Source organism: Binatus sp. (SeqCode) (assembly GCF_049584895.1).
In the GTDB taxonomy this organism is placed as follows: domain Bacteria; phylum Desulfobacterota; class Binatia; order Binatales; family Binataceae; genus Binatus.
The window spans coordinates 77,257-102,216 of sequence record NZ_JBAUYR010000086.1 but is presented as its reverse complement, the minus strand read 5'-3'; the positions used below and the strand labels follow the sequence as shown (position 1 = coordinate 102,216).

Annotated in this window: 24 protein-coding genes and 1 pseudogene; 2 read left to right on the top strand and 23 right to left on the bottom strand. The window is 60.9% G+C overall.

The window, feature by feature from the left end; translation table 11 throughout:
- Positions 1-185: 185 nt before the first annotated feature.
- From WB650_RS15525 to WB650_RS15485, 9 genes are all read right to left on the bottom strand, one after another.
- On the bottom strand, positions 186-917 hold the full coding sequence (locus tag WB650_RS15525; RefSeq protein WP_422301094.1) for a hypothetical protein: 732 nt from the start codon (positions 915-917) through the stop codon (positions 186-188).
- A gap of 29 nt (positions 918-946) precedes the next feature.
- A complete protein-coding gene (locus WB650_RS15520) occupies positions 947-2,203 on the bottom strand; it encodes a glycosyltransferase (protein WP_422301096.1) in 1,257 nt (418 codons plus the stop codon).
- On the bottom strand, positions 2,200-2,994 hold the full coding sequence (locus WB650_RS15515) for a UDP-2,3-diacylglucosamine diphosphatase (protein WP_422301098.1): 795 nt from the start codon (positions 2,992-2,994) through the stop codon (positions 2,200-2,202). Before WB650_RS15515 ends, WB650_RS15520 begins: the two co-directional genes overlap by 4 nt.
- A gap of 370 nt (positions 2,995-3,364) precedes the next feature.
- Positions 3,365-3,859 (bottom strand): helix-turn-helix domain-containing protein, encoded by a 495-nt coding sequence (locus tag WB650_RS15510; RefSeq protein ID WP_422301100.1) that lies wholly within the window; start codon positions 3,857-3,859, stop codon positions 3,365-3,367.
- A 191-nt stretch (positions 3,860-4,050) separates the two neighbouring features.
- Positions 4,051-4,185 carry a hypothetical protein gene (locus WB650_RS15505; RefSeq protein ID WP_422301102.1) on the bottom strand — a complete coding sequence of 45 codons (135 nt, stop codon included), beginning with the start codon at positions 4,183-4,185 and terminating at the stop codon, positions 4,051-4,053.
- A 40-nt stretch (positions 4,186-4,225) separates the two neighbouring features.
- Complete coding sequence (locus tag WB650_RS15500; protein WP_422301104.1) at positions 4,226-4,645, bottom strand: pyridoxamine 5'-phosphate oxidase family protein; 420 nt, start codon at positions 4,643-4,645, stop codon at positions 4,226-4,228.
- 40 nt (positions 4,646-4,685) lie between these two features.
- Positions 4,686-5,486 carry an enoyl-CoA hydratase/isomerase family protein gene (locus WB650_RS15495; RefSeq protein ID WP_423961107.1) on the bottom strand — a complete coding sequence of 267 codons (801 nt, stop codon included), beginning with the start codon at positions 5,484-5,486 and terminating at the stop codon, positions 4,686-4,688.
- A gap of 229 nt (positions 5,487-5,715) precedes the next feature.
- Entirely contained in the window at positions 5,716-6,519 is an 804-nt protein-coding gene (locus WB650_RS15490; protein ID WP_422307407.1) for an enoyl-CoA hydratase, read from the bottom strand.
- Positions 6,520-6,556: 37 nt separating this feature from the next.
- Complete coding sequence (locus WB650_RS15485) at positions 6,557-7,462, bottom strand: NAD(P)-dependent oxidoreductase (RefSeq protein ID WP_422307411.1); 906 nt, start codon at positions 7,460-7,462, stop codon at positions 6,557-6,559.
- A gap of 311 nt (positions 7,463-7,773) precedes the next feature.
- Here WB650_RS15485 and WB650_RS15480 point away from each other — a divergent pair, with 311 nt between their 5' ends.
- On the top strand, positions 7,774-7,899 hold the full coding sequence (locus WB650_RS15480) for a hypothetical protein (RefSeq protein ID WP_422307405.1): 126 nt from the start codon (positions 7,774-7,776) through the stop codon (positions 7,897-7,899).
- On the opposite strand, the gene WB650_RS15475 is transcribed toward WB650_RS15480, so the two are convergent.
- The 6 genes and pseudogenes from WB650_RS15475 to hpnK all read right to left on the bottom strand — a co-directional run bounded on the left by WB650_RS15475 (position 7,896) and on the right by hpnK (position 14,931).
- Positions 7,896-8,822 (bottom strand): aldo/keto reductase, encoded by a 927-nt coding sequence (locus WB650_RS15475; RefSeq protein ID WP_423961123.1) that lies wholly within the window; start codon positions 8,820-8,822, stop codon positions 7,896-7,898. The two genes, WB650_RS15480 and WB650_RS15475, sit on opposite strands and share 4 nt — an antisense overlap.
- A gap of 58 nt (positions 8,823-8,880) precedes the next feature.
- Positions 8,881-9,591: a DUF72 domain-containing protein gene (locus WB650_RS15470; protein ID WP_423961105.1), complete on the bottom strand. Its 711-nt coding sequence runs from the start codon at positions 9,589-9,591 to the stop codon at positions 8,881-8,883.
- Positions 9,592-9,719: 128 nt separating this feature from the next.
- Positions 9,720-10,808, bottom strand: a pseudogene (locus tag WB650_RS15465) (redoxin domain-containing protein); the annotation flags it as partial.
- Complete coding sequence (locus WB650_RS15460) at positions 10,805-13,384, bottom strand: M1 family metallopeptidase (protein ID WP_423961103.1); 2,580 nt, start codon at positions 13,382-13,384, stop codon at positions 10,805-10,807. The pseudogene WB650_RS15465 and the gene WB650_RS15460, both read right to left, overlap by 4 nt.
- A 107-nt stretch (positions 13,385-13,491) precedes the next feature.
- The gene (locus WB650_RS15455) at positions 13,492-14,007 is read right to left on the bottom strand and encodes a GNAT family N-acetyltransferase (protein WP_422300779.1); all 516 of its coding nucleotides are present in this window, start codon (positions 14,005-14,007) and stop codon (positions 13,492-13,494) included.
- A gap of 63 nt (positions 14,008-14,070) precedes the next feature.
- Positions 14,071-14,931: a hopanoid biosynthesis-associated protein HpnK gene (hpnK, locus tag WB650_RS15450; RefSeq protein WP_423961101.1), complete on the bottom strand. Its 861-nt coding sequence runs from the start codon at positions 14,929-14,931 to the stop codon at positions 14,071-14,073.
- 29 nt (positions 14,932-14,960) lie between these two features.
- Between hpnK and WB650_RS15445 the strand changes: the two genes are divergently transcribed.
- Positions 14,961-15,833 carry a hypothetical protein gene (locus tag WB650_RS15445; RefSeq protein ID WP_423961100.1) on the top strand — a complete coding sequence of 291 codons (873 nt, stop codon included), beginning with the start codon at positions 14,961-14,963 and terminating at the stop codon, positions 15,831-15,833.
- Here the strand turns inward: WB650_RS15445 and WB650_RS15440 are convergent.
- From WB650_RS15440 to shc, 8 genes are all read right to left on the bottom strand, one after another.
- Entirely contained in the window at positions 15,787-16,584 is a 798-nt protein-coding gene (locus tag WB650_RS15440) for an SDR family NAD(P)-dependent oxidoreductase (RefSeq protein WP_422300782.1), read from the bottom strand. The genes WB650_RS15445 and WB650_RS15440 overlap by 47 nt on opposite strands.
- Positions 16,585-16,664: 80 nt before the next feature.
- Positions 16,665-17,564, bottom strand: a complete 900-nt coding sequence (locus WB650_RS15435) for a carotenoid biosynthesis protein (RefSeq protein WP_423961097.1) — start codon at positions 17,562-17,564, stop codon at positions 16,665-16,667.
- 8 nt (positions 17,565-17,572) lie between these two features.
- The gene (gene hpnA, locus WB650_RS15430) at positions 17,573-18,577 is read right to left on the bottom strand and encodes a hopanoid-associated sugar epimerase (RefSeq protein ID WP_422300784.1); all 1,005 of its coding nucleotides are present in this window, start codon (positions 18,575-18,577) and stop codon (positions 17,573-17,575) included.
- 41 nt (positions 18,578-18,618) lie between these two features.
- A complete protein-coding gene (gene hpnE, locus WB650_RS15425; protein ID WP_422300785.1) occupies positions 18,619-19,983 on the bottom strand; it encodes a hydroxysqualene dehydroxylase HpnE in 1,365 nt (454 codons plus the stop codon).
- The gene (hpnD, locus tag WB650_RS15420; protein ID WP_422300786.1) at positions 19,984-20,907 is read right to left on the bottom strand and encodes a presqualene diphosphate synthase HpnD; all 924 of its coding nucleotides are present in this window, start codon (positions 20,905-20,907) and stop codon (positions 19,984-19,986) included.
- Positions 20,888-21,814 (bottom strand): squalene synthase HpnC, encoded by a 927-nt coding sequence (gene hpnC, locus WB650_RS15415; RefSeq protein ID WP_422300787.1) that lies wholly within the window; start codon positions 21,812-21,814, stop codon positions 20,888-20,890. The genes hpnD and hpnC overlap by 20 nt, the downstream gene beginning before the upstream one ends.
- A 4-nt stretch (positions 21,815-21,818) precedes the next feature.
- Complete coding sequence (locus WB650_RS15410; protein WP_423961094.1) at positions 21,819-22,988, bottom strand: 1-deoxy-D-xylulose-5-phosphate reductoisomerase; 1,170 nt, start codon at positions 22,986-22,988, stop codon at positions 21,819-21,821.
- A 10-nt stretch (positions 22,989-22,998) separates the two neighbouring features.
- Positions 22,999-24,957, bottom strand: a complete 1,959-nt coding sequence (shc, locus tag WB650_RS15405; RefSeq protein WP_423961092.1) for a squalene--hopene cyclase — start codon at positions 24,955-24,957, stop codon at positions 22,999-23,001.
- Between the last annotated feature and the right edge of the window lie 3 nt (positions 24,958-24,960).

Here is a 24,960-nt window from a genome sequence, read left to right as displayed (position 1 = left end):
GATGTGTGCGCGCAGAATGAGCGAGCGACCACGATTCTGCGTCGCGTGATTACCGATTCGGTGCAACGCACGAATAGCGCGGGATGTTCATCGAATGTATGAACGATCGAAAGAAGAATTATTAAAATTCATGCGCACTGGTGTGACGCCCGCGCGCTTTCGACCAGTTGGAGCGGAGGTCGCCCTTAGTTCGCCGGCGGGACTCGCACTGTCAACACGTGAGGTCCGCGGTAGTAGCGGTCGAATTCGCCGCCGACGTAGTTCCAGTTATCAGCGGGACTGAACCACGCGTCCATCGTCGGCAGAAACGGCGCGATCAACAGGTTCAAGGCGCCGAGGTCAGGACGCATATCGAGGCGGAAAAGATCGCCGGAGTAAAAAGGCCAACGCTCCGATTGATCGGGAAGCGACGCCTTGACGCTGAAGATCTCTGGTCCCGGCGCGCATGCGAACGCGTGAAACCTGATTTCACGGCTCCCGTGCCGTAGATCCGTGACCATCATCAACAGGCCGGAGGCGCCAGCGAACGAGTCCGCCGGTACGTCAAGCTGAGACTTGCGAAGCTTAACCGCGCCCGACGTGTAACTCGTACACGACGCGACGCCAGATTTGGCGTTTAGAGTATCAACCATGTGAAGCGTGCCGTCAGCGTTGAAGAAGGAGTGTTCATAGGTGTCGAGTTTGAGAGTGGGCCGTGGGTCTTCGACCTCGAGGCGCACATCCTCACTATCGCGCTCGCCGTCGAGATACCTGGTCTCGCCCTTGATCTCTTCGGTCGAATCTTTGCGCAAGACTGTGAAGCGGGTGGCGCCGATCTTCTGCTTGCCATCGGGACTGAGGATATTGAATTGCAGACCGCCAAAATCCGGAGCGCCAGCTCGAGCAACCGATGCGGCCAGAGAGAACGCGACCAGCAACGTGACAGCGGTGACAGCTCGGGCGTCGTTCAGATGCCGTAGTGAATTTCTGATGCGAACTGCCTCGCAGTTGCGGTGCGCCCGAAGCTCCAGTTTGCGGTTCGATGATGAGAAATCAGCGCGTCGAGAATTTCCGGAATCTCGAACACCGCGCGGTTGTCGTAAGCTTCCACGTTGGCGTGCGAGCGGAGAAAGTGTTCGCTATCCAGCATTGTCGAGACCGCGGTCCCGACTTCCCGAAATGAGGGCAGCACTATTCCGAATTCGTTTTGCGCGATCCAATCGGTGTTGAAGCGCTCCTGCACCATCGTCCAGGCGTTGCGCTCGACGATCAGTGGAAGACCCATCACCAGAGCTTCGCTGATGCTGCCGGGGCCCGGCTTGCCGATGAAAAAATCCGCCAGCTTCATGAAGTAGGGAATTTCCTGCGTGAAGCCCACGCAATGAAACGGATAGCGCAGCTCCATACTTTCGATACGCTCGCGCAGCTTGTCATTGTGACCGCATATAAAAATCAGCTGAGTCTTGAGCTGGGCGGTTTCGATTCGTCGCGCGATAGCCGCCATCTGGCTCGAGCCGTAGCTGCCGAACATCACGATGCCGGTCGGCAAGTCGGGGTCGAGGCCTAATCGGACGCGCTCGGCTTCGCGGTTTATCTCGATGGGTCGATAGAACTCGGGACGAACGATCATTCCCGAGGTGCGAAATACGCGCTCTGGCGCGTGGCCCATCGCGAGCGCCTGATCCACCGCGGCTTCAGTGCCGCAAATCAGGTACTGCTTCTGGCGTTCGATCCAGAAGTGCGGCGGACAGTCCGCGAGGTCGGTCAGAATCGTGACCATCGGAGTTTCGGATCGTCGATTCATCGCGTCAGCCTGTCGCAGCCCTTGCAGAATCGCGTGATTGAAATTGGGGATCATCGAGACCACCAGCTCGGGCCGTGAACGATTCCAGTGGTGCGCCAGCAGCTTGATGATCGTCGGCTCGAGTTGCCGAATCAGCATCTGCGTAATCCGCAGCAGCGGGCCGGTGCCGATGGTCAGACCGTGTTTGAGCTGCGAGTTGTAGAAATCTTCGATGCGCACGCCGGTCAGGCGTCGAATCACATCGGCCGGCTCGAGCAGCTCGCGCAGGTTGATCGGATTGATATTCCAGGAAGGATGCTGTTGGCGAGCCGCTGAAATCAGCGCCGCCGCTGAAGCGCGATGTCCACCGCCCGCGTCGAAATAAATCAGATCGATCCGTGAATCTGCGTGACTCGTCGATTCGGGGCGTAGAGGTGTCACGAAATCGCCTCCTGCGGCATCGGTGCCGAAACCGAAATGTGGTGCGGTGGAGGACTCCATCGCAGGATTTGCAGCGTCCCGTCCCGATCTTCGACCAGCGCGGTCCGGTTGTGGACCCAGTCGCCGTCGTTTACGTACATGACGTTTCCGATCAGCCGATGATCCGAACGATGGATGTGCCCGCAGATAACGCCGTCGGCTTTGTGGTCGCGCGCGGCTGCCAGCACTGCTCGATCGCGGAAGTCAGTCAGGAACTCGATAGCCTTGCGGGCGGGTTCACGGAGATAGTCGGAAAGCGAGCGGCCTTCATCGCCGGTCTGTTCGCTCTTCCGATTGTACCAGTCATGGATCCGTTGGGCGCGCGCATACGCATTGGATCCTATCTTCGGCAGCAACCGATTCAGATTCAGCGAGCCATCGAACTGATGTCCGTGGATCACCAGCATCCTGGAACCGTCGAGGGTGGTGTGAATCAACGAACTGACACTCGGGATACGTCCGAACAATTCTTCCACGAGGCCGGGATTTCCCTCGTCATGATTGCCCGGCATGAATACTACGTTGACGCCACTGCGGCGCCATCGCACGATTTCATCCACCAGCTCCTGTTGCGCGGAGCTCCAGTGCCACGACGGTCCGCAGTTCCATCCGTCGACTATGTCGCCGACGAGATAGAGCGTCTCCGAAATATGATGACGCAGGAAATCGAGCAGCGAACTTGCTTTGCACGCTCGAGTGCCGAGGTGCACATCGGAGATCCAGATCGTTCGGTAGTAAGTGCGTTGAAACATGGCCTACCCTCCTCCATCGTGTCTCGCACTGATTGCGACACGACCATCCCTTCCGCCTGCATCCAACGATCCGCCGAGAACCCTACTTCAATAGGCAATCAGATCCGGGATTGGATAACTACACAAATAGTGAACTGAGGCTGAATAGTGAGATAGGATAGAATGATGAGTGCATTAGCAAGTTGCTACTTGCTCGTGAACGCACTGCTACATTGACGATTAGCTATTCGATGCCGCGACTAGTATCGCAGGCAAGCGGGGCTGGATCTTAAGAACTAGAGCAACTCTTCGAATGGCTGTAGGAGAGACGCGGTACGATGCGCCGGCTACCCGCGGCTGCGGGCAGCAACAGCGACATCGCGAGGGTCAGCTACCTTCCGACCGCGTGACGAATGGTGGTGAGTATATAGATCAGATCGCGAGGCGATTGAATGTCGCCCATCAGCGCCACCTGCGACAAAATCTGCATCTCGTCCGGGGTGACGTTATGAATGCGTTGAAGTTTTTCGTTCTTCTGGAACTGTTCCCAACTCGAACCCTCGGCGCTCACCGGCTCCGAGATCAGCGCCTGTGCGTGCGGGTTCGCGAGAAAAAAGAGTTCGCGGTTGTCGAGGCCGAGCACTTCCCCCAATTTGGTAAGGATCTTGTCGGAGGGATGCCGCTTGCCTGACTCGAGGTGCCCGATATATGGCGTCGAAATCTTGATCCTGGCAGCGATTTCGTCCTGCGTGAGATTCAGTTCCCTTCGCCTGGTGCGAATCACTTCCCCGAAATTCGGGGTCTTCGGACGCACTGGTGAAGTGTCAGGTTTGGCCTTCGCGGCGCGGGCCGCGGTTGTTCGTGGTGAACTCTTTACCTTCGACATACCGTGAATTATTAACACATAAATAAAATAAAACAAACAGATAGCAGTTAATCGCTACTAGACGTGTCATACGCTCCTGACGCGGTTTAGTAGAAATTTCTACAATCTGTCGAGATTTAGCGACTTTTCTACAGGTCTCTATTAGTCCTTCTTAACTAATCGGCAAAATAAATTCATCGGTCAGCATACCGTCATTTGAGGGACTTGGTCGCTTTGATCGAAAAGATAGTCGGAATCGGATCGCCTTCGATGTGCCAGTGCCCGTCGTTCTCCTGCTTCATGAACGGGAAACGCTGATAGATGCACTCGGCGAATTCGTGTTCCACGCGTCGAGATTTGCTTTCAGCCGATCGTCCATCGCGGATACTACGGGCTTTCCTGGCTGTAATCCCACGAGACCGTGTGCGACGGCTTGAAGGTCACGACCACGACCTTGTTGCCCTTGAGCGACTTCGCGTACGCCTTGCCGAGTTTCTTGCCCAGGTACTCGACCGCCATTCTCTCGGTGCGCTTGTCGTCGACTTTTTCTTCGAGCGTGGCGCGGCCCTTCAGCACCACTGTCTTGTACGGCGCCTTCTTGGTATCGACCACCAGCGTGACGCGGGGGTCGCGCACCAGGCATTTGTATTTGAATGACTCCGCGCCGGTGTGAAACACGATTTGCCCGTCGGCGTATTCGTACCAGGTCGGCACGGCGTGCGGCGCGCCGTCGGGCGCGGTGACCGCAACCACGGCGACGATCGGTTTCTTGAGCAGCTTCTCGATATCTTTTTTCTTCATCGGCATGCGAACGGGATCTCCTGTAGCGGCAGGGCTGGACGAGAACTCACTTGCCCTTGAAATTCGGCTTTTGTTTTTCGCGGAAGGCGCGGATACCCTCGCGCACGTCCTCTGACGGATTGGTAATCATCACGTTGAGCGCGGCGTCCTCGAGCGCGTTTTCGAGCGTCATCTCGCGCTGCTTGTACATCATGCGTTTGGCCAGCCGGATTGCCAACGGCGGTCCGTCTGCGAGCCGACGCGCGAAATCATTCACGCGCGCCTCGAGTTCCGCGTGCGGCACCACTTCGGTGACCAGCCCGAGCTCAAGCGCGGTCTTCGCGTCGTAAACTTCGGACAGCAGCGTCATCTTGAGCGCGCGATCCAGTCCCATGAAGCGGGGAAACAGGTACGCGCCGCCCTCGTCGCAAAGCAGCGCAAACTTGAGGGCAGTGTCTCCGAGCCGTGCCTGGTCCGACGCGATCCTGAAATCGCACGACAGCGCGAGCGTCAGGCCACCGGCGACAGCCGCGCCGTTAATCGCCGCAATGACCGGCTTGTCGAAGCGATGCAGCGACAGGACCAGTTGATGAAACCCCTCACGCATCTCGAGCATGTGGCCCATCGGATGCCCATGAAATCGCGAGCGGCTCTCGGGCGCGCCGCTGATATCGCCGCCGGCGCAGAACGCGCGTCCGCTGCCGGTGATAATCAGCACGCGGACATCGTCGTCCTGGCGCGCGAGATCGATCGCCGCGCACATCTCCTTGACCATCGTCTCGTTGTAGCCGTTCATCCGCTCAGCGCGATTGATGGTGATTTTCGCGATGCCGTCGCGCGACCCATAGATGATTGTTTTGAAGTCCATCGTAAGTGACCTCTCTTTTTTCGCCGTCATTCTGAGCGCAGGCTGCCGCAGCGAAGAATCTCAGCAACCTAACCCCTAGCCCCCTAGCCCCTTCCCTCGAGGGAAGGGGAACAACCGCGGTAAGGGGAGCACCCGACTGCTTTGCGCCGCGCTTCGCGCGTCGAGATCCTTCGCTCCGCGGACTCCACTCAGGATGACGGAGGGAAACCGCAGCCCCCAGCCCGAGTTCCTACCGCCCCTTGAACGTCGGTGGGCGCTTTTCCAGGAACGCCTTAACGGCTTCGCGATGGTCCTCGGTGCGGCCGGTCATCGTTTGCCCCCACGCTTCGCGATCGAGCAGCTCGTTGAATTCGTGATTCAGGGCAGCATTGAGATTCGCCTTCATATAGCCGTAGGCAATCGTCGGACCGTTGGCGATTCGCGAGGCGAGGGCATGCACTTCGTCCTTGAACGAGGCGGCAGGCACGACGCGATTCGCCAATCCGATTCGCAACGCTTCGTCGGCGCCGATCACGTCGGCCAGGAAATACAGTTCGCGCGCTTTCGCCGATCCCACCAGATGCGTCAGCGACCAGGTGCCGCCGTAGTCGCCCGAGAAGCCGACTTTGGCGAACGCGGTGCCGAAACGCGCCGCGTCGGACGCGATCCTGAGGTCGCAGGCCATCGCCAGACTCAAGCCGGCACCGGCGGCCGGACCGTTGACCGCCGCGATCGTGACCTTCGCCATCTCGTGCAGCATCAACGACGCCTCTTCGCCGCGACGCAGGCCGGCGACGCGATCCTCTATCGTCTGCGTCGCTCCGGCGTTCGCATTCTCGTTGCGATCGCGCATCCCGCCGATATCTCCGCCCGAGCAGAATCCGCGCCCCGCACCGGTCAGCACGACGGCCCCGATTTCGGGATTGGTCGCGGCGCGCGAGAGGTTGTCCACCAGAGCGCCCATCATCTCGGCGCTCATCGCGTTCAGCTTGTCGGGGCGATTCAGCGTGAGATAAAGCACGCGGTCTTTAACTTCGGTCAGCAGGTCTGCCATTTTGGGCCTCCAAAAAATCCGGGTTCGAACTCTGGTACTACTTCACGTCCGCCAATCTGTCGAGTGCCGCCGCGACCGCCTGGGTTCCGTCGAGGTCGTGATCGAGCGCGGCCGACGCGTTGAACATCGAGGCCATCAGCGAAAGTCCGGGCAGCGCAAGCCCTGATTCGCGCGCCGCCTCGACCACCAGGCGCAGGTCCTTGCGAATCAGCTTTATAAAGAACCCGGGGCGATAGTCGCCGGCTATTATCTTGGGGCCAAGATTCGACAACTGCCACGAGGCAGCCGCGCCCGCACCAATCGCCTCGACCACTCGAGACGCATCGAGACCGCCGCCCTTGGCGAACTTGATCGCCTCGGCCGCCGCCTCGAGATTGATTGCGACTGCGATCTGATTGGCGAGCTTGGTCATCTGGCCCGCGCCGGACGGGCCCATGTGGGTGATCCTTTTTCCCATTAGCTCGAACAACGGACGCGCGCGCTCGAATACGGACGCGTCGCCGCCGACCATGATCGCGAGCGTGCCGTCGCGAGCCCCGACGTCACCGCCGGAGACCGGCGCATCGAGGTAATCGACGCCGGCCGCCTTCAGCCGGGTGGCGATCGTGCGCTCGGCCGCCGGTGAAATCGTGCTCATATCGACGACGAGCTGCCCCGTCTTGAGCGCGGGCTCGATCTTCGCGACGGTTGCCTCTACGTCAGGCGTGTCTGGCACCATGATGAACACGACGTCGGCGCCCGCGACGCACGCGGCGGTGTCGGCGGCAACCATCGCGCCGTCAGCCGCGAGCGCACGAGCCTTCTCGGGCGATCGATTGAAGACGCGCACGCGATGGCCTCCGCCAATCAAGCGTCGCGCCATCGGCGCGCCCATTATTCCGGTTCCGATCCATCCGATTTCCATTTGTGATGCTCCGTAGAAACGCGCGCGAGCGCACGAGATCCTTCGCTGCGCTCAGGATGACACCAGAGAATTATCTGCGCCAAGGGCAAGGGCCGTCTAAAAGATTGGGTGCAGGGGTCACCTCTGTCGACGCCGTCTATACGGATCTCGGACTTGGATCTTCGTAATTTTCAAAAAATTCGGGATCGACACTTTATTTGTTCTGTTTGTAACAGCTTTGATAACAATCTGTTGTCATGAAGTGGTCAAGTAGTCAGCTTCGCGCTAAAGGATTTACTGAGAGGGACAGAAAACTGTTACGCATTAGACATGGCGCCGCGACACTCTGCTACGGTTTTGCGTGGCTCTCGATGATCGCATTGATCGCGATGGTCACCATCGCCGAATTGCTCGTCGGCGAGGCTGCAGGCGGCAGCGAGACGCTGGACACGGACACCCTCGCACGTCTGAATATGTCCCTGCGAACTCCCCGCTAGCGCTGGCCGGTCCACTCGGAAGGCGCGACTGAGCGCCATCGCGCGCGAATCGCTTCGTACTCCGCGGCCGGCAATGGTCCCGCGGCGGCGTGCGCGATATTTTGCGCGACGCGCTGGGGCCGTGTCGTGCCGACGATCGCGGTCGTGACACCCGCCGTGCCGAGTGCGAATCGAAGCGCGATCGCAACCGCGTCCTCGACTTCTCGATTGACAAAATCGTAGTCGAGCTTCTGGAGTCGGTCCCAATATGGCCGCGTGTACCAGTCGGCAGGCGGCTGTTTGCCGTGAAGCCAGGCCGCGTTGGCGATTGGCCGCTTGACGATCACGCCCATCCGGCGCGCAGCCGCTTTGGGCAGCACGCGATCGATTGCCTCCTGATCCGCGATACTCAAAGAGATCTGCAGCGTGTCGAACGCGCCGCATTCGACCGCGTACACCGCCTCATCCGCGTCCGCGCTGCATCCGACGAAGCGCGCCTGTCCACGCTCGCGCGCCTTGTGGAGAACTTCGATCACGCGGCCGTCCTTGAGCGTCGCGAGCGGCGGGCTATGGAACTGCATTATATCGACATGGTCGGTGCGCAGATTCTTGAGACTGCGCTCGATACTGCGCGCGAGCATCGCAGGATCCCAATCCGGCTGCGCATAACCGGCCGCGCGCTCGGACGCGGACCCAAGCGGCGCATGCCCGCATTTCGTCATGAGCACAACTTCCGCGCGCCGTTTGGAAATCGCCTTGCCGATCAGCGCCTCGCCGTCGGCATAACACTCGGCGGTATCGATCACGTTGATACCGGCATCGAGCGCAGTGTTCAGAATTTTGTCGACGGTCTTCTGCGCGACCGCCTGGTAGCCAACCTCAGACCCGCCAAATCCGAGAGTACTTACTCGAAGGCCGGTCTTTCCCAACACGCGATATTCGATTGCCATAAGTCTCGAAGATTATTGGGAGTGAACGAGCGACGCAAAGGAGAGAGTCGCGTTAGGGGCGGTCGAGCTTGGCGCGCAGACGTGCCGCGAGATCGGGCGCCGAGGTTTCGTGTTTGAAATAGACGAAAACTTCGTCGGCACCGGCGGCCAGGCGATTGAGATTCTTCACCCAAACATCCAGGCCGGCGTCGTCGTAGGTTTCCTTGCGCAATCGAACATAGACGTAGGGCGCGGTTCGCGCGAGCGGCGATGCGAGCTTTTCCGTTTCCGCGATACACAGCGCAGCGCCGTTGTCTGCCAGCACGCTGATCACGGAATCATCGAACCAGCTTTTGTTTCGGAACTCGAACGCGGCGCGAACCCTGTTTTTCAGTATCGCTAGAAAGTCTTGCAGCAACGGGAGATCGCGCTTCAGGTCCGGCGGAAGCTGGAACAGCGCGGGTGCTAGCCGCTCGCCCATAACCGACGCACGCTCGATGAAGGTGTCGGTGGTTTCTTTGACGTCGCGGAGCTTGGCGAAATGCGTGATACGTTGCGGAGCCTTCAGTGCGAAGCGGAAATTCGCCGGCGTGCGCGCGGCCCATCCTTCGAGCATCGCGGACTTCGGCATCGCGCGGAACGTGTAGTTGATCTCGACCGTCGGCATCCGCTCGGCGTAGTACTCGAGCATCTTGGCGCCTGGTAGTTTCTCCGGGTAAAAGCCGCCGAGCCATTCCTTGTACGAAAAGCCCGACGTGCCAATCAGGATGTCCGCCTTCGCCATCGCGTCATCCTAGCCAATGCCGAAGTTTAGTCGAGTGCCGACATCTATTCGCTGCGACCCTCGACCAGTTTGCGCAGGCGCTCGGCGCCCTCCTTCGCGACCTGCTCCTGCTCCGGATTGCTCCCAGAGCCATCGAGATCAAGCAGGTCGTAATAGAGCTTGCCTTTCAGATTGGCGACTTCGTTGACGAAGGTGGTGCCGTAGTCGCGCTCCGGATCGCCCATCGCGAACGCCTGCCGCGTGATCGTCCAGCTCTCGGGACGCAATTGCCGCGCCTGCTTGAAATACGGCACTGCGTCAGGCGCGTGCCCGGTCTCGCACAGATATTCGGCGAGCCGGAAGTATGCCGCAGCTTGCGCATGCTCGCGGGTCGGCAGTTTGAGCTTGCGCTTGACCTCGTCGGGCTTCATGACGTAGCGGCTGTTCGCGCCGTTCTTCGCCCAATCGCGCAGTGCGTCGAGGTATCGTGCCGAATCGATACCGGTGATCGCGCGGAAAGTGTCGAGCGCATACGCGACTTCGTTAGGCCGAACGATCGTTCCCGATTCATCGATCCAAACCGCGGTCGGCACGTTGACCATGTTGTAGAGTTCGGCGACGACGTGGCGCGTATCGATTAGCGAAGGATGCGCTGGATTGCCGGCCTTGATGAACGGGCCTGCCGCAGCCGCCCCGCCGGTGTCGAACGCGACGGTGACGATCGTGAAGTTGAGGTCCTTGAGTTCTTCGTACAGCGCCTGCCACCCGGGCAGGTCAAGGGAGCATCCTCACCACGAGGCCCAGGCCAGTAAAAAGACTTTCCGGCCGCGATAGTCTGACAGGCGATGCAGTTTGCCGTCGAGGTCAGGCAGCTCGAAGTCGGGAGCCTCGAGCGTTCGCAGCGCGTTGCCGCGATCTGCCGCCTCCGCGCCGAAGTACCACACGCGATTCTTTGCGTCTCCCGCCCACGGCTTGCCCATCTGGTCGGCGAGCGCGCTGAAGTTGAGCCAGGACGCGCCGTCGCGCTTCGAAGTGAATTCGCTCTCGCGTCCGGGCGGAATCGGCACGCACAAATCGCCGCGGCAGATTCCCTCCGGCTTAAGCTCCCATCCCGCAAGCTTTTTCAACTCCGCCGCGTCGAGCCACACCGCATTCGAATCCGCGATCGCGCGTTCGAAATGCAACGGCTGGTCGTCGTGGATGATCGTTGCGGCAGCTGCTTTCGATTGGTCCGTCATCGCTTCTCCCCTGTTAGTCCTTTCAGTGTTGCCTGCAGATTTTTTCCTTCGCGATTCCTGAATCCGACCGCGACGCTCAGCCGCTCGAGGTGCTGATCGATTATCTTGCCGCCGAGGCGCACCCGATGCTCGGCGAAGAATTTCTTCACCTCGTCCTCGCGATCGAGCAGCGCGACGACCGCCTCGCACATTCGCGGCAGCGCGTTGTCGGGATATTTTTGAATCATCTCGTCCCAATGCGCGCGCGCAAAGTCCCACGCCTCGTAGCGCGACGCGGGATTGAGCAGCAGCGAATGCATCAGGTACGGCGCGTTCTGCGTCCGCACCTCACCGTCGATCGTCATCTCCATAGTTTTTCTGAGCAGCTCGCGATCGCGGAAATTTGCGAGCGCAAACAGGTAGCGCTGCTCTTCCTGCGGCGTGCGCGGCGCCTTGAACTTTCGCTTGAACTCCTCGTAACGCCTGGCGTCGCCCGAGTACGCGAGGATGTTCACCAGCGCGGGCATCAGGTCGCGATCCGCGGACTCGGGATTGTCCTCGAAGCGGGCGTACAGATCCTGCGCGCGCTTTTGCACTTCGCGATCGTCGCCGAGCGTGCCGAGCGCGCCGATTAGCGTGCCGCGCAACTGGCGGATGAGCTCGCTCTCGCCCGGTTTTGGCTCCCAGCCGAGACGTGCGGCTGCCGGACCGACAATCTCGCGCACGGCTGCGGCGAGTGCGGGCCGGTCGGCGTCAGACGCTATCATATCGAGATACGAGAACGCGCCAATCAGCGCGCGCCACACGTTGATGTCGGTCTCATTGGTGAACAGCCGCGCCATCTTGAGGAACTCGCTCAGCGGGCCGATCCCAGCGACGGTCGAGACCCAGGTATCGCTCACCAGCCCGAAGCGTTCGATCGGCTGAAGCGCGCTGAGATTTTTCGTGAGCGACGCGAGCAATTCCGGCGCGTAATGCACGCGATAGAAGCCGTGGCCGCCCTCGTTGAGTAGCGCCCACTCGAGCTTGCCGGGAATATCGATCGTCGTCTCTCGAGTGGTCAGCAAAACTTTGTGCGTCGAAACGCCCTTATCGGTCTTGGCGCGAACCATCACGGGCACATGCCAAAGCTGGTCGTTGTCTTCGGGGAGATAGAAGAAGCGCCGCTGCGAAATCTTGAGTCCGCCGGCAGCCGGCGACGCGTCGATCATCGGGAAACCGGGCTGGAAGATCCACGAGTCCATCAACTTGCGCACAGGCTCGCGCGACGCCGCTTCGAGCGCGTCCCACAAATCGCCGGTCTCGGTGTTATTGAATTGATGCTTCTTCAGGTAGAGGCGGATTCCGTCGCGAAAAACCTTGTCGCTCAAAAACTGCTCGAGCATCCGCAGCACCGCCGCACCCTTCTCATAGGTCAGGATGTCGAACATCGCGCGGCAATCCTCGGGACTGCGCACCTCGTACTCGATCGGGCGCGTACTGCGCAGCCCGTCGATCGACATCGCCGCCGCGCGCGAGACGCTGAAGCTCTCCCATCGCTTCCACTCCGGCTTCCAGGCGTCGACCGCCAGCATTTCCATGAAGGTCGCAAACGCCTCGTTGAGCCAGATGCCGTTCCACCAGCGCATCGTGACGAGGTCGCCGAACCACATGTGCGCGTTTTCGTGCGAGACCACGTCGGCGACGCGCTCGAGCTCGGCGCGCGACGCGGTCTTCTCATCGGCCAGCAGCGCGGTCTCGCGAAACGTTATCGCTCCAAGATTTTCCATCGCGCCCGACGCGAAGTCGGGAATCGCGATCAGATCGAGCTTGTCGCCGGGATACTTGAGCCCGTAGTAGTCCGCAAAGTATTTAAGCGAAAATGCGCCAATCTGCTTCGCCCATCCGGTCAGGGACTCCTTGCCGGGGACGTGAACGATACGCAGCGGCGTGCCCGCATCAACCGGCGCAGTCGCGTCGAACTCGCCGACAATGAATGCGACCAGGTAGGTGGACATCCGGATCGTCTCCTTGAAGACCACCTCCTTCTTGCCGCCGGGCAGCTTGCGCTCGCTCTCCTGCCCGCCATTCGAAATTGCCGCAAGGTTTTCGTCGACGACCAGCGTCACCTTGTAACTCGCCTTCAGCTCCGGCTCGTCCCAGCATGGAAACGCGCGGCGCGCGTCGGTGGATTCGAACTGCGTCGTCGCGGCGACATGAGTCTTCCCCGACGCGTCCTGGTACTGGCTGCGATAAAATCCGTGCAGCTTGTCATTCAGGATTCCGCGAAACGCAATCTTCAGCGTCCACTCGCCCGGCGAAAGTTTCTCGGCGAATCGAAGGTGCGCGCGTTCCTTGGCCGGTTCCATCTCGACCTTCGCCGCGAGAGATTTTCCACCGCGTTCTGCAGTCACCTTGTCGATCTCCAGCTCGAGCGCGTTCAGCACGACGTCATCGGTCGCTTCGTTGACGGCGACGGCGACACTCAGGTCGCCTTGAAACGTGAAGGCCTTGAGGTCGGGCGTCAGCCGAATGTCGTAGCGCCTGGGCGTGACGGTTTTCGGCAGGCGATAGTCCTGCGAAGTATCGGCGAAGGGAGCTCCATCCTGATCGCTCATCTGATGATCTCTCTTCCTTATAAGGCAGTCGCGGTGAAGGTGAAAAATGCAGGACGCTGGCCCGCATTCACTTAGCCTAGTTCAAACAGCGTCGAGGCGCGAGCAACTCATTCGCCGGCGAGTCGCAACGGTCGCTCCATCCACACGACGTCCCAGTAACGGTTGAACTTGCGGCCGCATTCGGTGAAGACGCCAACGTCGGTGAAGCCGAATTTGCGATGCAGCTTGATCGACACCTCATTAGGAAGCGTGATTCCGGCCAGTACTCGATTGATGTCCTCATTCTTGAGCGCATCGAGAAGTACGCGATACATCGCGGCTCCGATTCCCCGACTCTTCGCATCGTTCGCACAATAGATCGACGTCTCAACGCTGGTGTCGTACGCCGCCCTGTCGCGAAACGGCCCGGTCCCCGCCCAACCCACGACGAGCCCGGCGTCTTCCGCGACGAACAGGCGATGCCGCTTCGTGCCGGTGTGCTCGTCGAACCATCGCGCGCGTTGCTCGGCCGTGACCGGTTCCAGGTCGAACGTGATGGGAGTGTTGATCACGTAGTAGTTGTAAATTTCGGTCAGGCGCGGCAGGTCTTCGCGCGTCGCTGGCCGAATTTTTACGTCCGCCATGAACCTGGTCTCCTGGTTGGGAAGTTTCGCCGAATCACAGGCAATGCCAGATGCGGAGTTGAATCAAGCGGCCAGTTTGTCCTTCGCGAGATCGGCAAACGTGATCAGCTCGATTCCATTTCGAACGATCGCGTTGTGAACGCGCGGACTGGTCAGAATCTCGACTTCGAGCTGCGCCGCGGGCGTTGGCGGAGTACCGCCGATGTCGGCCGCCGGATGAAAATACAGCTCGGTGGTGCCGTCGCGAATTCGATCGATCACGCCCACGACGTAGTCTTCGCTCAGATTGCCGCTCTGATGGAGTCCGAACAGCGCGTCGGTCGAGGTCAGGCCGCGCTCGGTCATCATGCGGCGCGTTCGGCGCGACAGCGTACGAAAGATCGCCGACTCGACCAGCTTGCGCGTCGCATTGTCGCGGCGCAGCCGCAGCGTCGTCATCACGCGCTCGCGCGGGAGCCGGATGCACGGCACTTTGTATTCGACGGCGAGGTTCACCAGAATATCGGCGAACAGCGGATGGACATGGAAGTTCAGATGCCCGTCGATATGATTGAGGTAGCCGACCAGCTCGAGATGCCGCTCGACCTGCGCGCGCAGCTCGTCGGTCATCGCGGCGCGCAACGAGCGGTCGAAGAAATAGCGCATGCCCGCGGCGACCGGACTCTCGATGAACTCTCCCGACGCGCCCACTGCCGCGCCGAGCCGAGAGCCGTCAAGCATGCTGCGACCCCGGCAGACTACAGCATGCAGACCGACGTCGAGCTCGGGATTGTCGCGCGCAAGCTCGGCGGCCGCGCGCGCGGCCGGCTCCGCGACCATCAGGCTCGCGCTGCGCAGAATCCCGTCGCGATGCGCTCGCGTGATGCCGGCGTTGACCTCGGGCGACAAGCCGAAGTCGTCGGCGTTAACGATGAGGCGCTTCAAACCGCGGCACCGCGACTATCGAAAAACACGTGCTCGATTTTGCTAGTATCGAACGGCCTACTCAAGCGTCATTTCGCAATGCTAATGAGATTACAGGGTTGATTCTTCTCTTCTACGCCTTCTCGCGCGAGATTGCGCCTTTCAAGCGCCGGCAGGTCAAGCGTACTCCGCTCGCGCTCGATGGCTTGCATGGCTTCCGCGCGGAGATCGGCGGCAAGGAGTTTGCGGTTATCGGCCACGGAATCGGGCATCGTCGCGCAACCGAAACGGCGCGCAGAGCCTTTGACTCGATACCTGGCGCCGAATTGGTAATCGGGACCGGCGTCGTTGGGGCGCTGTCGAGCGGGCTGAAGCCGGGTGACCTCATCCTTTCCGACCGCGTAATGACTATTGATGGCGATGGACAGGTGGCCGAACGAGTGATCGCTGTCAGCGACTCGCATCTGCGCGCGGCCGGCCGTTCGCTAGCGAAGGTGGGTATCGCATACTCAACCGGAGCGATTTTGACTTCGCATCGCGTGCTCGCGAGCGGCGTTGAGAAGCGGCGTGCGAAAGAAAGCACCGGCGCGATTGCGGTGGACATGGAAACCGCCGCGATAGCTGCAGAAGCGGCCGCGCGCGGACTGCCTTTCGTTGCGATTCGCGCAGTGCTCGACGAAGTTGACGACGATGTCGTGGGAGCAGAGATGGCGGACGCGGACGGCAACGTGCGGCCGCTCGCGGCGACGTCGTACCTAATCCGCAATCCGGCGACGATGCTCAAGTTGCCGAAGATGATTCGAAACCTCTCGCGCGCGACCGCCGCAATCGCCGACGCACTCACGGCGATCGCGTACGAAGGTCAGGCTCCGGATGCTACGAAGCGCGATCGCGACTCGGTGGCGCGAAAGCACCCGCGCTGAATCCGCCGTCGATCGGCACCGCGACGCCGGTGATGAATCCCGCCTCGTCCGACGCGAGGAACGCCGCTAGCGCGCCGACTTCTTCCGGTTTTCCGTTGCGCCCGAGCGGATGCATGATGCCGGTGCGCTCCCACATCAGCTGCGACGCGCCGGCGGGAATGGTGTTGCAGTTCTCGGCGATCGGCGTTTCGATCACGCCCGGGCAAATCGAGACGCATCGAATGTTCTGGCGCGCGAAATCGAGCGCGATTCCCTTCGACATGATCACGACGCCGCCCTTCGCCGCCTGGTAGGCGCCAAGATTCGGCACGCCCTCGATGCCCGCGCCGCTGGCGGTGTTGATGATCACGCCACCCCCCTGCTTGATCATGTGGGGGATCGCGTACTTGCAGCCGAAGAACACTCCCTTCAGGCACACGTCTACGACCCAGTCCCATTCTTCCTCGGTCGTATCCACTACGGTTTTGGGCACGAAGACGCCGGCGTTGTTGAACAGGATGTCGAGGCGGCCGAACGCACGGATCGTTTCGTCGACCATGCGCTCGACTTCGGCCGCGACGCGCACATCAACCGAGACTGACTTCGCAACCCCGCCGGCCTTCTCGATCTCAGCGGCGGTATTGCTCGCGGATTCCGCGCGCACGTCGGCGATCATCAACTTCGCGCCTTCGCGTGCGAATCGAAGTGCACTCGCGCGCCCGATTCCCGAACCCGCACCCGTGATCAACGCAACTTTGTCCTTGAGCAGCATGATGGTTCACCTCTGCCGACGCGATCGTAGCCCGGCGATTGACGCTTGCCACAGTCAGTGAAATTTTGGAAGCGCTGCCTCTACGCGGTGACGCTACGCAGTTCGCGCTTGCGCCCGCTCTTTGGCTTCCAGACAGGAAGATCCCGCTCGTAAGGAAAATCTGTCAGATGACGTTCGATTGCTGCGTCATCGCCCGACGATTCGTGACGAGTGAGGATATGAATCGCGAGCACGGCAAACGGCAGAAAGATGAAAACTGCCGCCCATCCGATATTCGGCGCATCGATGCGGAACAACATCGTGATTCCGAAGATCACGATTCCGGCGTAGAGCATCGGGCCGAGCAGCGCGCGCGATACCATCCCAGGGACCAGGCCGGCCGGCTTGACCGGGCCGCGATTGAGGGCGGCGTCGAGCCACTGGAACATCGCAATCGTGATCGCGGCGACAAAATACCATCCGAGATAATTGCTGATGGGGACACCGAAATGCGGACCCGGCGGGTCGTACCAGAAAATCTTGCCGAGGAACCATCGGTCGCCGAGCACGCTCAACGGATCGACGACCATATCCACCATCACCATGAACAGCGCTGCCATCAGCCAGACTCGCGGTGCGCGGCGGATTTTCCATGTGTCGAGAATTCGGACGTCCGCCCCGCGCCGATACAGGGGCGAGCTGAGCAAGAGCGCGACGGTGTAACTGGCGAAGCCGAGGAAAGTGAACGACAACGAGTCCATGAACGGGACGCCGAAGACCCAAATCTCGCGCCCGCGAGTCGCGTCAATATAATGATAAAGCCCGAACGGGAATCCGTTGTGGATCGAGGACCACTCGCACGCGAGCGAGACCGCGTAGGTCAGCATGGTGAAGAGCAGCGTCGTGCGCAGGCCGAAGTTCACGATCGCGATAAACAGAAAACTCGCGAGGAAGATAAACACATACGGGCGCAGTGCAATGGTGGATAGCAGGAGATGCATCGCGAGGTTTACGCGGCGCTCTTCGCGGCTCCTTTGTTTCTGAAGAATTCGATCGCTGCGGTTATCGCCACGTCGATCGGTCCGGGCGAATAGCCCAGTTCTACGCGTGCCTTCGAGGAGTCGAAGAACATATGCTTTCGCGCCATCCGCACTTCGGTCAGGCTGGCGCGCGGCGCGCGGCGCGTGACGGTGCGCGCAAACGCTTCGGCGCCGAGCGCGAAGCTGAACGCGACAGCGTACGGAATTCTCATCTTCGGCGCAGGCATTCCGGAAATCGCCGCAAGCCGCCCGAGAAATTCCTTGAGCGTAAGATTCTCGCCGCCAAGAATATATTTCTCACCGATCCGGCCTCGCTCTGCCGCCAGCAGGTGACCGCGCGCGACGTCTGCGACATCGACGATATTAAGCCCGGTCTCGACGTACGCGGGCATCCGCCGATTCAGGAAATCCACGATGATTCTGCCGGTCGGCGTCGGCTTGAAGTCGAGCGCACCAATCGGCGTCGACGGATTTACGATCACGACGGGCGCGCCCTCGCGCGCGGCCTTCAGCGCCGCCTGCTCCGCCATATACTTCGATCGCTTGTAATGACCGGGCATCGTTGCGAGCGACGACGGCGTGTCCTCTCGTCCTACACCGCCGTGTGGAATCCCTAGCGCCCCGACCGTGCTCGTATAAACAATCCGCGAAACACCCGCGCCGGTTGCAGCGCGAATAACGTGCTCGGTGCCGTTGACGTTGGTCGCATACATCGGCGCCGGATCGGTCAGCCACAGCCGATAGTCCGCGCCGACGTGATAAACCTCATTGCATCCGTTCACGGCGCGCTCGATCGAATCGAAATACCGGAGATCGCCGCGTACGATTTCAACCGGCAACCCGGCGAGCGCGCTCAAATCCGCGTTCTCGCGCGCCAGCACCCTTACACGATCGCCGCGGGCAATAAGGGCGCGCACGACGTGGCATCCCACGAATCCGTTGCCGCCTGTGACCAGTGCCAACTTGGTAGTCATTTAGATTAGTTTGCGATTAGTCAATCGCGATTAGTCAATAGCTATTCGGTGGAGCGCGAGAGGACGGCGGCCGCCGCGGCCCGCCCGGAGATCACCGCGCTCTCAATCGTCGCAGGCAGTTCTGTTTGGATCCAGTCACCAGCCAGAAAGAAGTTCGCGATCGGCGTCTTCGCCTTCGGACGCAATTCAAGCGATCGAAGGTCCGGCGCGATCGTCGCATTCTTCTCCTTCAGCACCAGTGACTTCACGACTTTGGCCTCACGCGACGCAGGAATCATCGCGTGGAGATCGTTAATCACGATATCGAGAATTTCCTCGTTGCTGCTATCGACCAGCTTTCGTGCGCCGCTGATCACGAAGCTCAGGTAACCCGGATGCGCCTCGCCGCGCTGCGCGAATATCTGGCGTTTGTTGAATAGCCATTGAGTAGTCGTGCCGATGAAGCCGATGAACGGTGAGTTAGTCACTTCGCGATCGAGCCATACGTGGACGCAGATGATTGGCGAACTGGTTAATCCCGTGAAGCGCGAGAAAAATGGATCCGCGACCGCGTTTTCAGGCAGAATACGGAGCAACTGGGGCGCCGGCACGGCGCTGATGAAGTCCGACGCTTCGATTCGCCGCCCGTCGCGGAGCCGCACGCTTGCGACATTGCCGCCCGCGCCGAGTTCCAGCATTTCGACGATCGAGCGCGAAACCACAGTCCCGCCCGCGCGCTCAATCAACCGCGTCGCGCCAGTGCAGTACAGGTCGCTCAACCCGACGCGCGAATATACGAACGCAGAGTCGCGGCGGTGGCGGGAAAAAAATGCGCGCCTCAGCACTTCGACCAACTGCTGTGACGACGACGATTCCGGCTCGTCGTTGAGGGTCGCGATCGACAGCGGATACCAGAAGCATTGCCGCGCGTGCTCCGACTGTCCGAGGCGATCCATCAGTTGCGCGACGGTGAGACGACGCAGCTCGTCGCCGAATCGCCTCATCACGAGCATGCGGAACCCGCCGCGCATAACACTTATCCGCTCCGCAGGACTCAGATGCCGATAGCCGAACAGCGCGGCCATCATGTGGAGAGGTCCCGGGAGTCGCGCCGTTTTCAACACTGCGCTTTGTCCGGGACCCGCGAGCATTTCGATCTTCAGATCCACCTGGAACACAAGCTGGTCGTAGGTGCCGATCCGCTTGAGGAAGTCGAGCGTCTCGCCGTAACAGCCCATCAGGACGTGCTGGCCGTTGTCGACGAAGTCGCCGGTGTCAGGATCGGCAAACGAATACGCGCGCCCGCCGAGCGCAGGCTTTCCTTCGAGCACCGTAACTCGTAGTCCCCGCTCCGCGAGCGCGACCGCTGCGCTGAGGCCCGCGAACCCGGCGCCGATGACGACCACATTTTTCCGCGCGGATGCCATCTATCCGCGCAGCGCGCTGATGCGCCCTTCAGCCCACGCGCGGCCGACCAGGTAGAGCTTGTGCGGCGCGGACAGGCTGTGGCGGCGGTCGAGCACGCGATAGTTGGAATTGATGATGCGTTCGAGCAGCGCTGCATAGATGAGCCGCATCGCCTCCGCGGTCAGCAGAGTCGCGCGATCTTCCGGCGCGAGCTCGCTTTGCGCCAGCGCGTAGAGCTCGCGCGCGCGTCGCGCCTCGAAGTCCATCAGCCTGACGAAGTTCGGCGAGTACACGCCGCCGAGAATTTCGTCTTCGCTCACGCTGAAGCGCGCGAGATCCTCCAGTGGCAGATAAATTCGTCCGCGCTCGGCATCCTCGCGCACGTCGCGCAGAATATTCGTCAGCTGAAGCGCCAGTCCGAGATTCTCCGCGTACAGCTTCGCCGACGGATTTGAATAGCCGAATATTTCGATACAGATGAGGCCGAGCGCCGACGCGACACGATAACAGTACGGCCGCAGCTCTTCCCAGCTCTGGTAGCGCTTGCGCGAGAGGTCCATCTCGACGCCGTTGATGATTTCCTCGAACAGCTCGCGCGGAATTTTAAATCGTCGCGCGCTGTCGGCCAGCGCGCGGGAAAGCGCGCGCGTCGGTGCGCCCGAATAGACGCGGTCAAGTTCCTGGCGCCATCGTTTGAGCAGGAGAGCCGGCTCGCGAATCGCTTCGTCGTCGGCGATATCGTCGATGAAACGGCAGAACGCATACACGGCGTGCAGCGCGCGGCGCCGTTCGGGCGGGAGCAAAATGAACGCGTAGTAGAAACTCGAGCGCGAGCGCCGCGTGACTTGCGCACAGTGCTCGTAGTCGGCGTCGAGCGACCTGCCGTCGTTGCGCGATACGTCCGCGAGGCCTGCGGCGCCGCCGTCAGACTTCAAGTCGTCCACGAAAAGCGCTCCATCCGAGTTTCAGGTAATCGAGTTTCGCCAATTCCGGACGCATCCGGAACACGTCGTAGTTGACGCGATCGATCGCACGCAATATTGCCAGCCCGCCGCCCGCGAACATCACGATGTCGCGCCGCAGCCGCTTGTCCACGCGTTTGTGCAGCTCTCCGCCTTCGACCAGCATCGCGCGCGCGACGCCGACTTCGTGACGCATCAAATCGATAAACTGGCGCGATGACGTATGCGCCGCGAGGTCGGCCGGCGTCACGCCAAACCGTTCCATGTCGCGGCGCGGAAAATAAATTCGTCCCTTGTCGAGATCGACGGCAACGTCCTGCCAGAAATTGGCGAGCTGCAATCCGCTGCAGACCAGGTCCGACAGATGTTGCCGTTCCGCGTCGCGATAGCCGAACAGGTAAAGGACCAGCCGCCCTACAGGATTCGCCGAGTAGCGCGAGTAGCCAAGCAGATCGTCCAGCGTGTCGAAGCCCTTGAACTCCACGTCGGATCGAAACGCGGTCAGCAGATCCTTGAACGGATCGCGCGGGATATCAAAACGACGCACCGTGTCCGCGAGCGCGATAAACACCGGATGGCGCGGACCGCCGGCGTACGCCAGATCGAGCTCGCGCTCCCAATCGTCGAGCATCGCGCGGTCGTGATGCTCGTCGGCAAAGTCGTCGGCCATCCGCGCGTACGCGTAAATCGCGTACATGTGCGGACGCATCTCGCGCGGCATCAGCCACGACGCGACCGTGAAATTTTCGTAGTGGGACTTCGCCAGCCGCGTGCAGAATTCGTACGCGCTCGCGACGTCGAAGGTTCCCGGCGGCATCGACGCGTCACGCACCGTGCTCGACGCGTACGACGGTACCCCGCCCTGCTCGCTGGCCTGCGCGGTTGCCATCGTCTCAGGCTGCGACCGGTCGCGCTCCGATAAGTTCGCGCGCCGCGGCTCGCGCCCATCCGTCCGTCTCGAGCAAATCTTCGATCGTTCGCGCCGCCGAGTTGTGATGCCGATTCATCACTGCCTCGATGTGGCGCGGGATATCCATGAAACGTACGCGTCCCGCAAGAAATCCAGCGACGAGTTCCTCGTTGGCGGCGTTGAGGCACGCGCTCATCGTGTTCCCCGCTGCGAGCGCGTCGTATGCGAGCCGCAAACAGGGGAACCGCCGCAGGTCAGGCTCCTCAAACGTCAGTCGCGAATTTTCGGCAAGCGACAGCGGTTTGAGATGCGTCATCGGCAGCCGCTCGGGATACGCGAGCGCATAGGCGACGGGAATCGCCATGTCGGGAATCGCCATCTCCGCGATCACCGAGCCGTCGATCATTTCGACCATCGAATGAATCACGCTCTGCGGATGAATCACCACCGAAACTTCGCCAGCCTTCAGGTCGAACAGCCAGCGCGCCTCGATCACCTCGAGACCCTTGTTCATCAGGTTCGCGGAGTCGATCGTGATCTTGCTGCCCATCACCCAGGTCGGATGCTTCAGCGCCTGCTCGATGGTAATCGCCTCGAAACGATCGGCGGGCAATTCGCGGAACGGTCCGCCCGATGCAGTTAGAATAATTCGCTTCAACGACTCGCGCCCGCGTCCTTCGAGGCATTGAAAAACCGCGTTGTGCTCGCTGTCGACAGGAAGCAATCGCACACGATTCTCGCGCACCGCCGACGTAATCAACTCGCCCGCGATGACCAGCACTTCCTTGTTGGCGAACGCGATATCCTTGCCGGCGTTGATTGCAGCGAGCGTCGGCTGCAATCCCATCGCACCGACCAGCGCGGACATCACCAACTTCGCATCAGGATGCGTCGCAACGGCGATTGCGCCGTCGAGTCCGTGCATGATCGTCACGCGAGTCGCGCCGAGGTGCGTCGCCAGTTCGCGCGCGAGCTCAGGCGTCGCCACCGATACCAACTCCGGATGAAAGCGATTCACCTGCTCTGTCAGCAAATCGAGATTGCGTCCCGCGGCCATCGCGACGACGCGAAATCGATCGCTGAAGCGGCCGACCACGTCCAGCGTCGTCACGCCGACAGATCCAGTCGAGCCGAGAATTGAAATCGGTTTCATCGCGAATCGCTCAGCGTGACGCGGTCTCCGCCAATCTTTTGCGGAAGCGCCCCAGCGCCATCAGCGGAAAATAATGCGCGTACATGTGGTAGCGAAGATAGAAATGATTTGGAAATCCGTTGCCGGTCGATTCTCGCTCGTCCCACGCGCCTTCGTCGTTCTGCCGCTCTGAGAGCCATTGCGCGCCGCGCATCGCATGCTCGCTGATTCCGGCCTCGCCTGCGATCAATCCGATCAGCGCCCACGCCGTTTGCGACGCGGTGCTGGTCCCGCGTCCGCGCCACGCCGGATCCTTGTCGGACAGCGGGCTCTCGCCCCATCCGCCGTCCGGATTCTGCTTCGACTTGAGCCATGCGACGGCCTTCTTGATCCATGGCTCGTTGATATCGACGCCAATCGCACGCAGTCCCGACAGCGCCGAGAAAGTTCCGTAGATATAGTTGATACCCCAGCGCCCCCACCATCCACCGGCCGGCGACTGATTTTTCTTGAGCCATTCGATCGCGCGTTTCGCCACCGGATGCTCAGTGCGATACCCGACCGCCGCCATCATCTCGAGCACGCGTCCGGTGAGATCGGGACACGACGGATCGGTCACCGCTTCCACGTCGGCAAGCGGCAGATGATTCAGCCAGGTCGAATTATTGTCGGCGTCGAACGCCGCGAAGCCGCCGTCCTTCGATTGCATCCCCATCACCCAGTTCGCGCCGGTGCGAATTGCACGCTCCCTGGCGGCAGCGTCATCGGCTTTCGAGTCAGCCATCACCGAAAGGATCACCGCCGAATCATCAACGTCGGGATAGTTATCGTTAAAGAACTCGAACGCCCATCCGCCCGGTTCAAGATCGGGACGCTTCACCGACCAATCGCCCTTCTTGAAAATTTGATGATCGATCAGCCACTGCGAGGTCTGCTTCAGCGACGGATGATCGCCCGGCAGACCGGAGTCGAGCAGCGCGCGCCCTGCCAGGCCGGTGTCCCAGTTGACCGAGACGCACGGCATGTACATGTCGTAGTCGCTGAAATGCCAGATGAGTTCCTGCGACGCCTCGATCGCTTTCTTCAGTACCGGATGGTCGTTGCGGTAGCCGTTGGCTTTCAGAGCCATCGCGCTCAACAGGTAGCACGGCTCAATCCCGCCCCACGAGCCGTTCGCCTCCTGATGCTCGAGCAACCATTCTTCGGTGTGACGCAGCGCGCGTGCGCGCAGAGACTTAATTTTGTGCCGATCATAGAAGCGCAGCGCCTTGTCAGCGAAATTCAACGCGTTGCGCAGTGACAACAAATTCTTTCCGCGCGGCTGTTTGAACTTGGTGAAATGCGGCGGCTCGATGAAGAGTTCCAGCACTCCGCGCTGGTAGTCGATTTTTTTCTCCGGACGCGCCGCCTGCAGCATCATCAGTCCCATTAGCGTTCCGCGCGCCCACGAGCCGAGCTCGTAAATGTTGAACGGGAACCAATTCGGGAACAGCGAGAGCTCGACCGGCAGCGCCGCCGTCGCGTCCCACGTGATCTGTCCCATCGACGCCAGGTAGAAGCGCGCCAGCGTCCCGCAGTTCACGATTCCGCCCTTCGACAAAATCCAACGCCGCGCAGCCGCCATCGGCTCGTCGCCCGCGCGCATGCCGGTGAGCTTCAGCGCAAAATAACTTTCGATCGTCGTCGAGAGATAACCCTCGCCGCCCTGGTACAGCGCCCAGCTCCCGTCCGCGCTCTGCGTGTCGAGCAGGTGCTTCCTCAGCCGCGCCTCGGTCTCGAGATCGACGGTGTCCATGAAGTGATTGAAGATGATGAACTCCGCGTTCATCTCCGCGTTCGCCTCGAGCGGCGCATGCCAGTAGCCTTCGGGCTTCTGCAGCGCGAGCAGCGCGCGTTGGGCGCAATCGACGGTGTAATCAATCTTCGCGACGAACTCGTCATGTGGCGACATCGCAATCGCCGTGTTTCCAATTTCAGCAGCCGGATTCATATT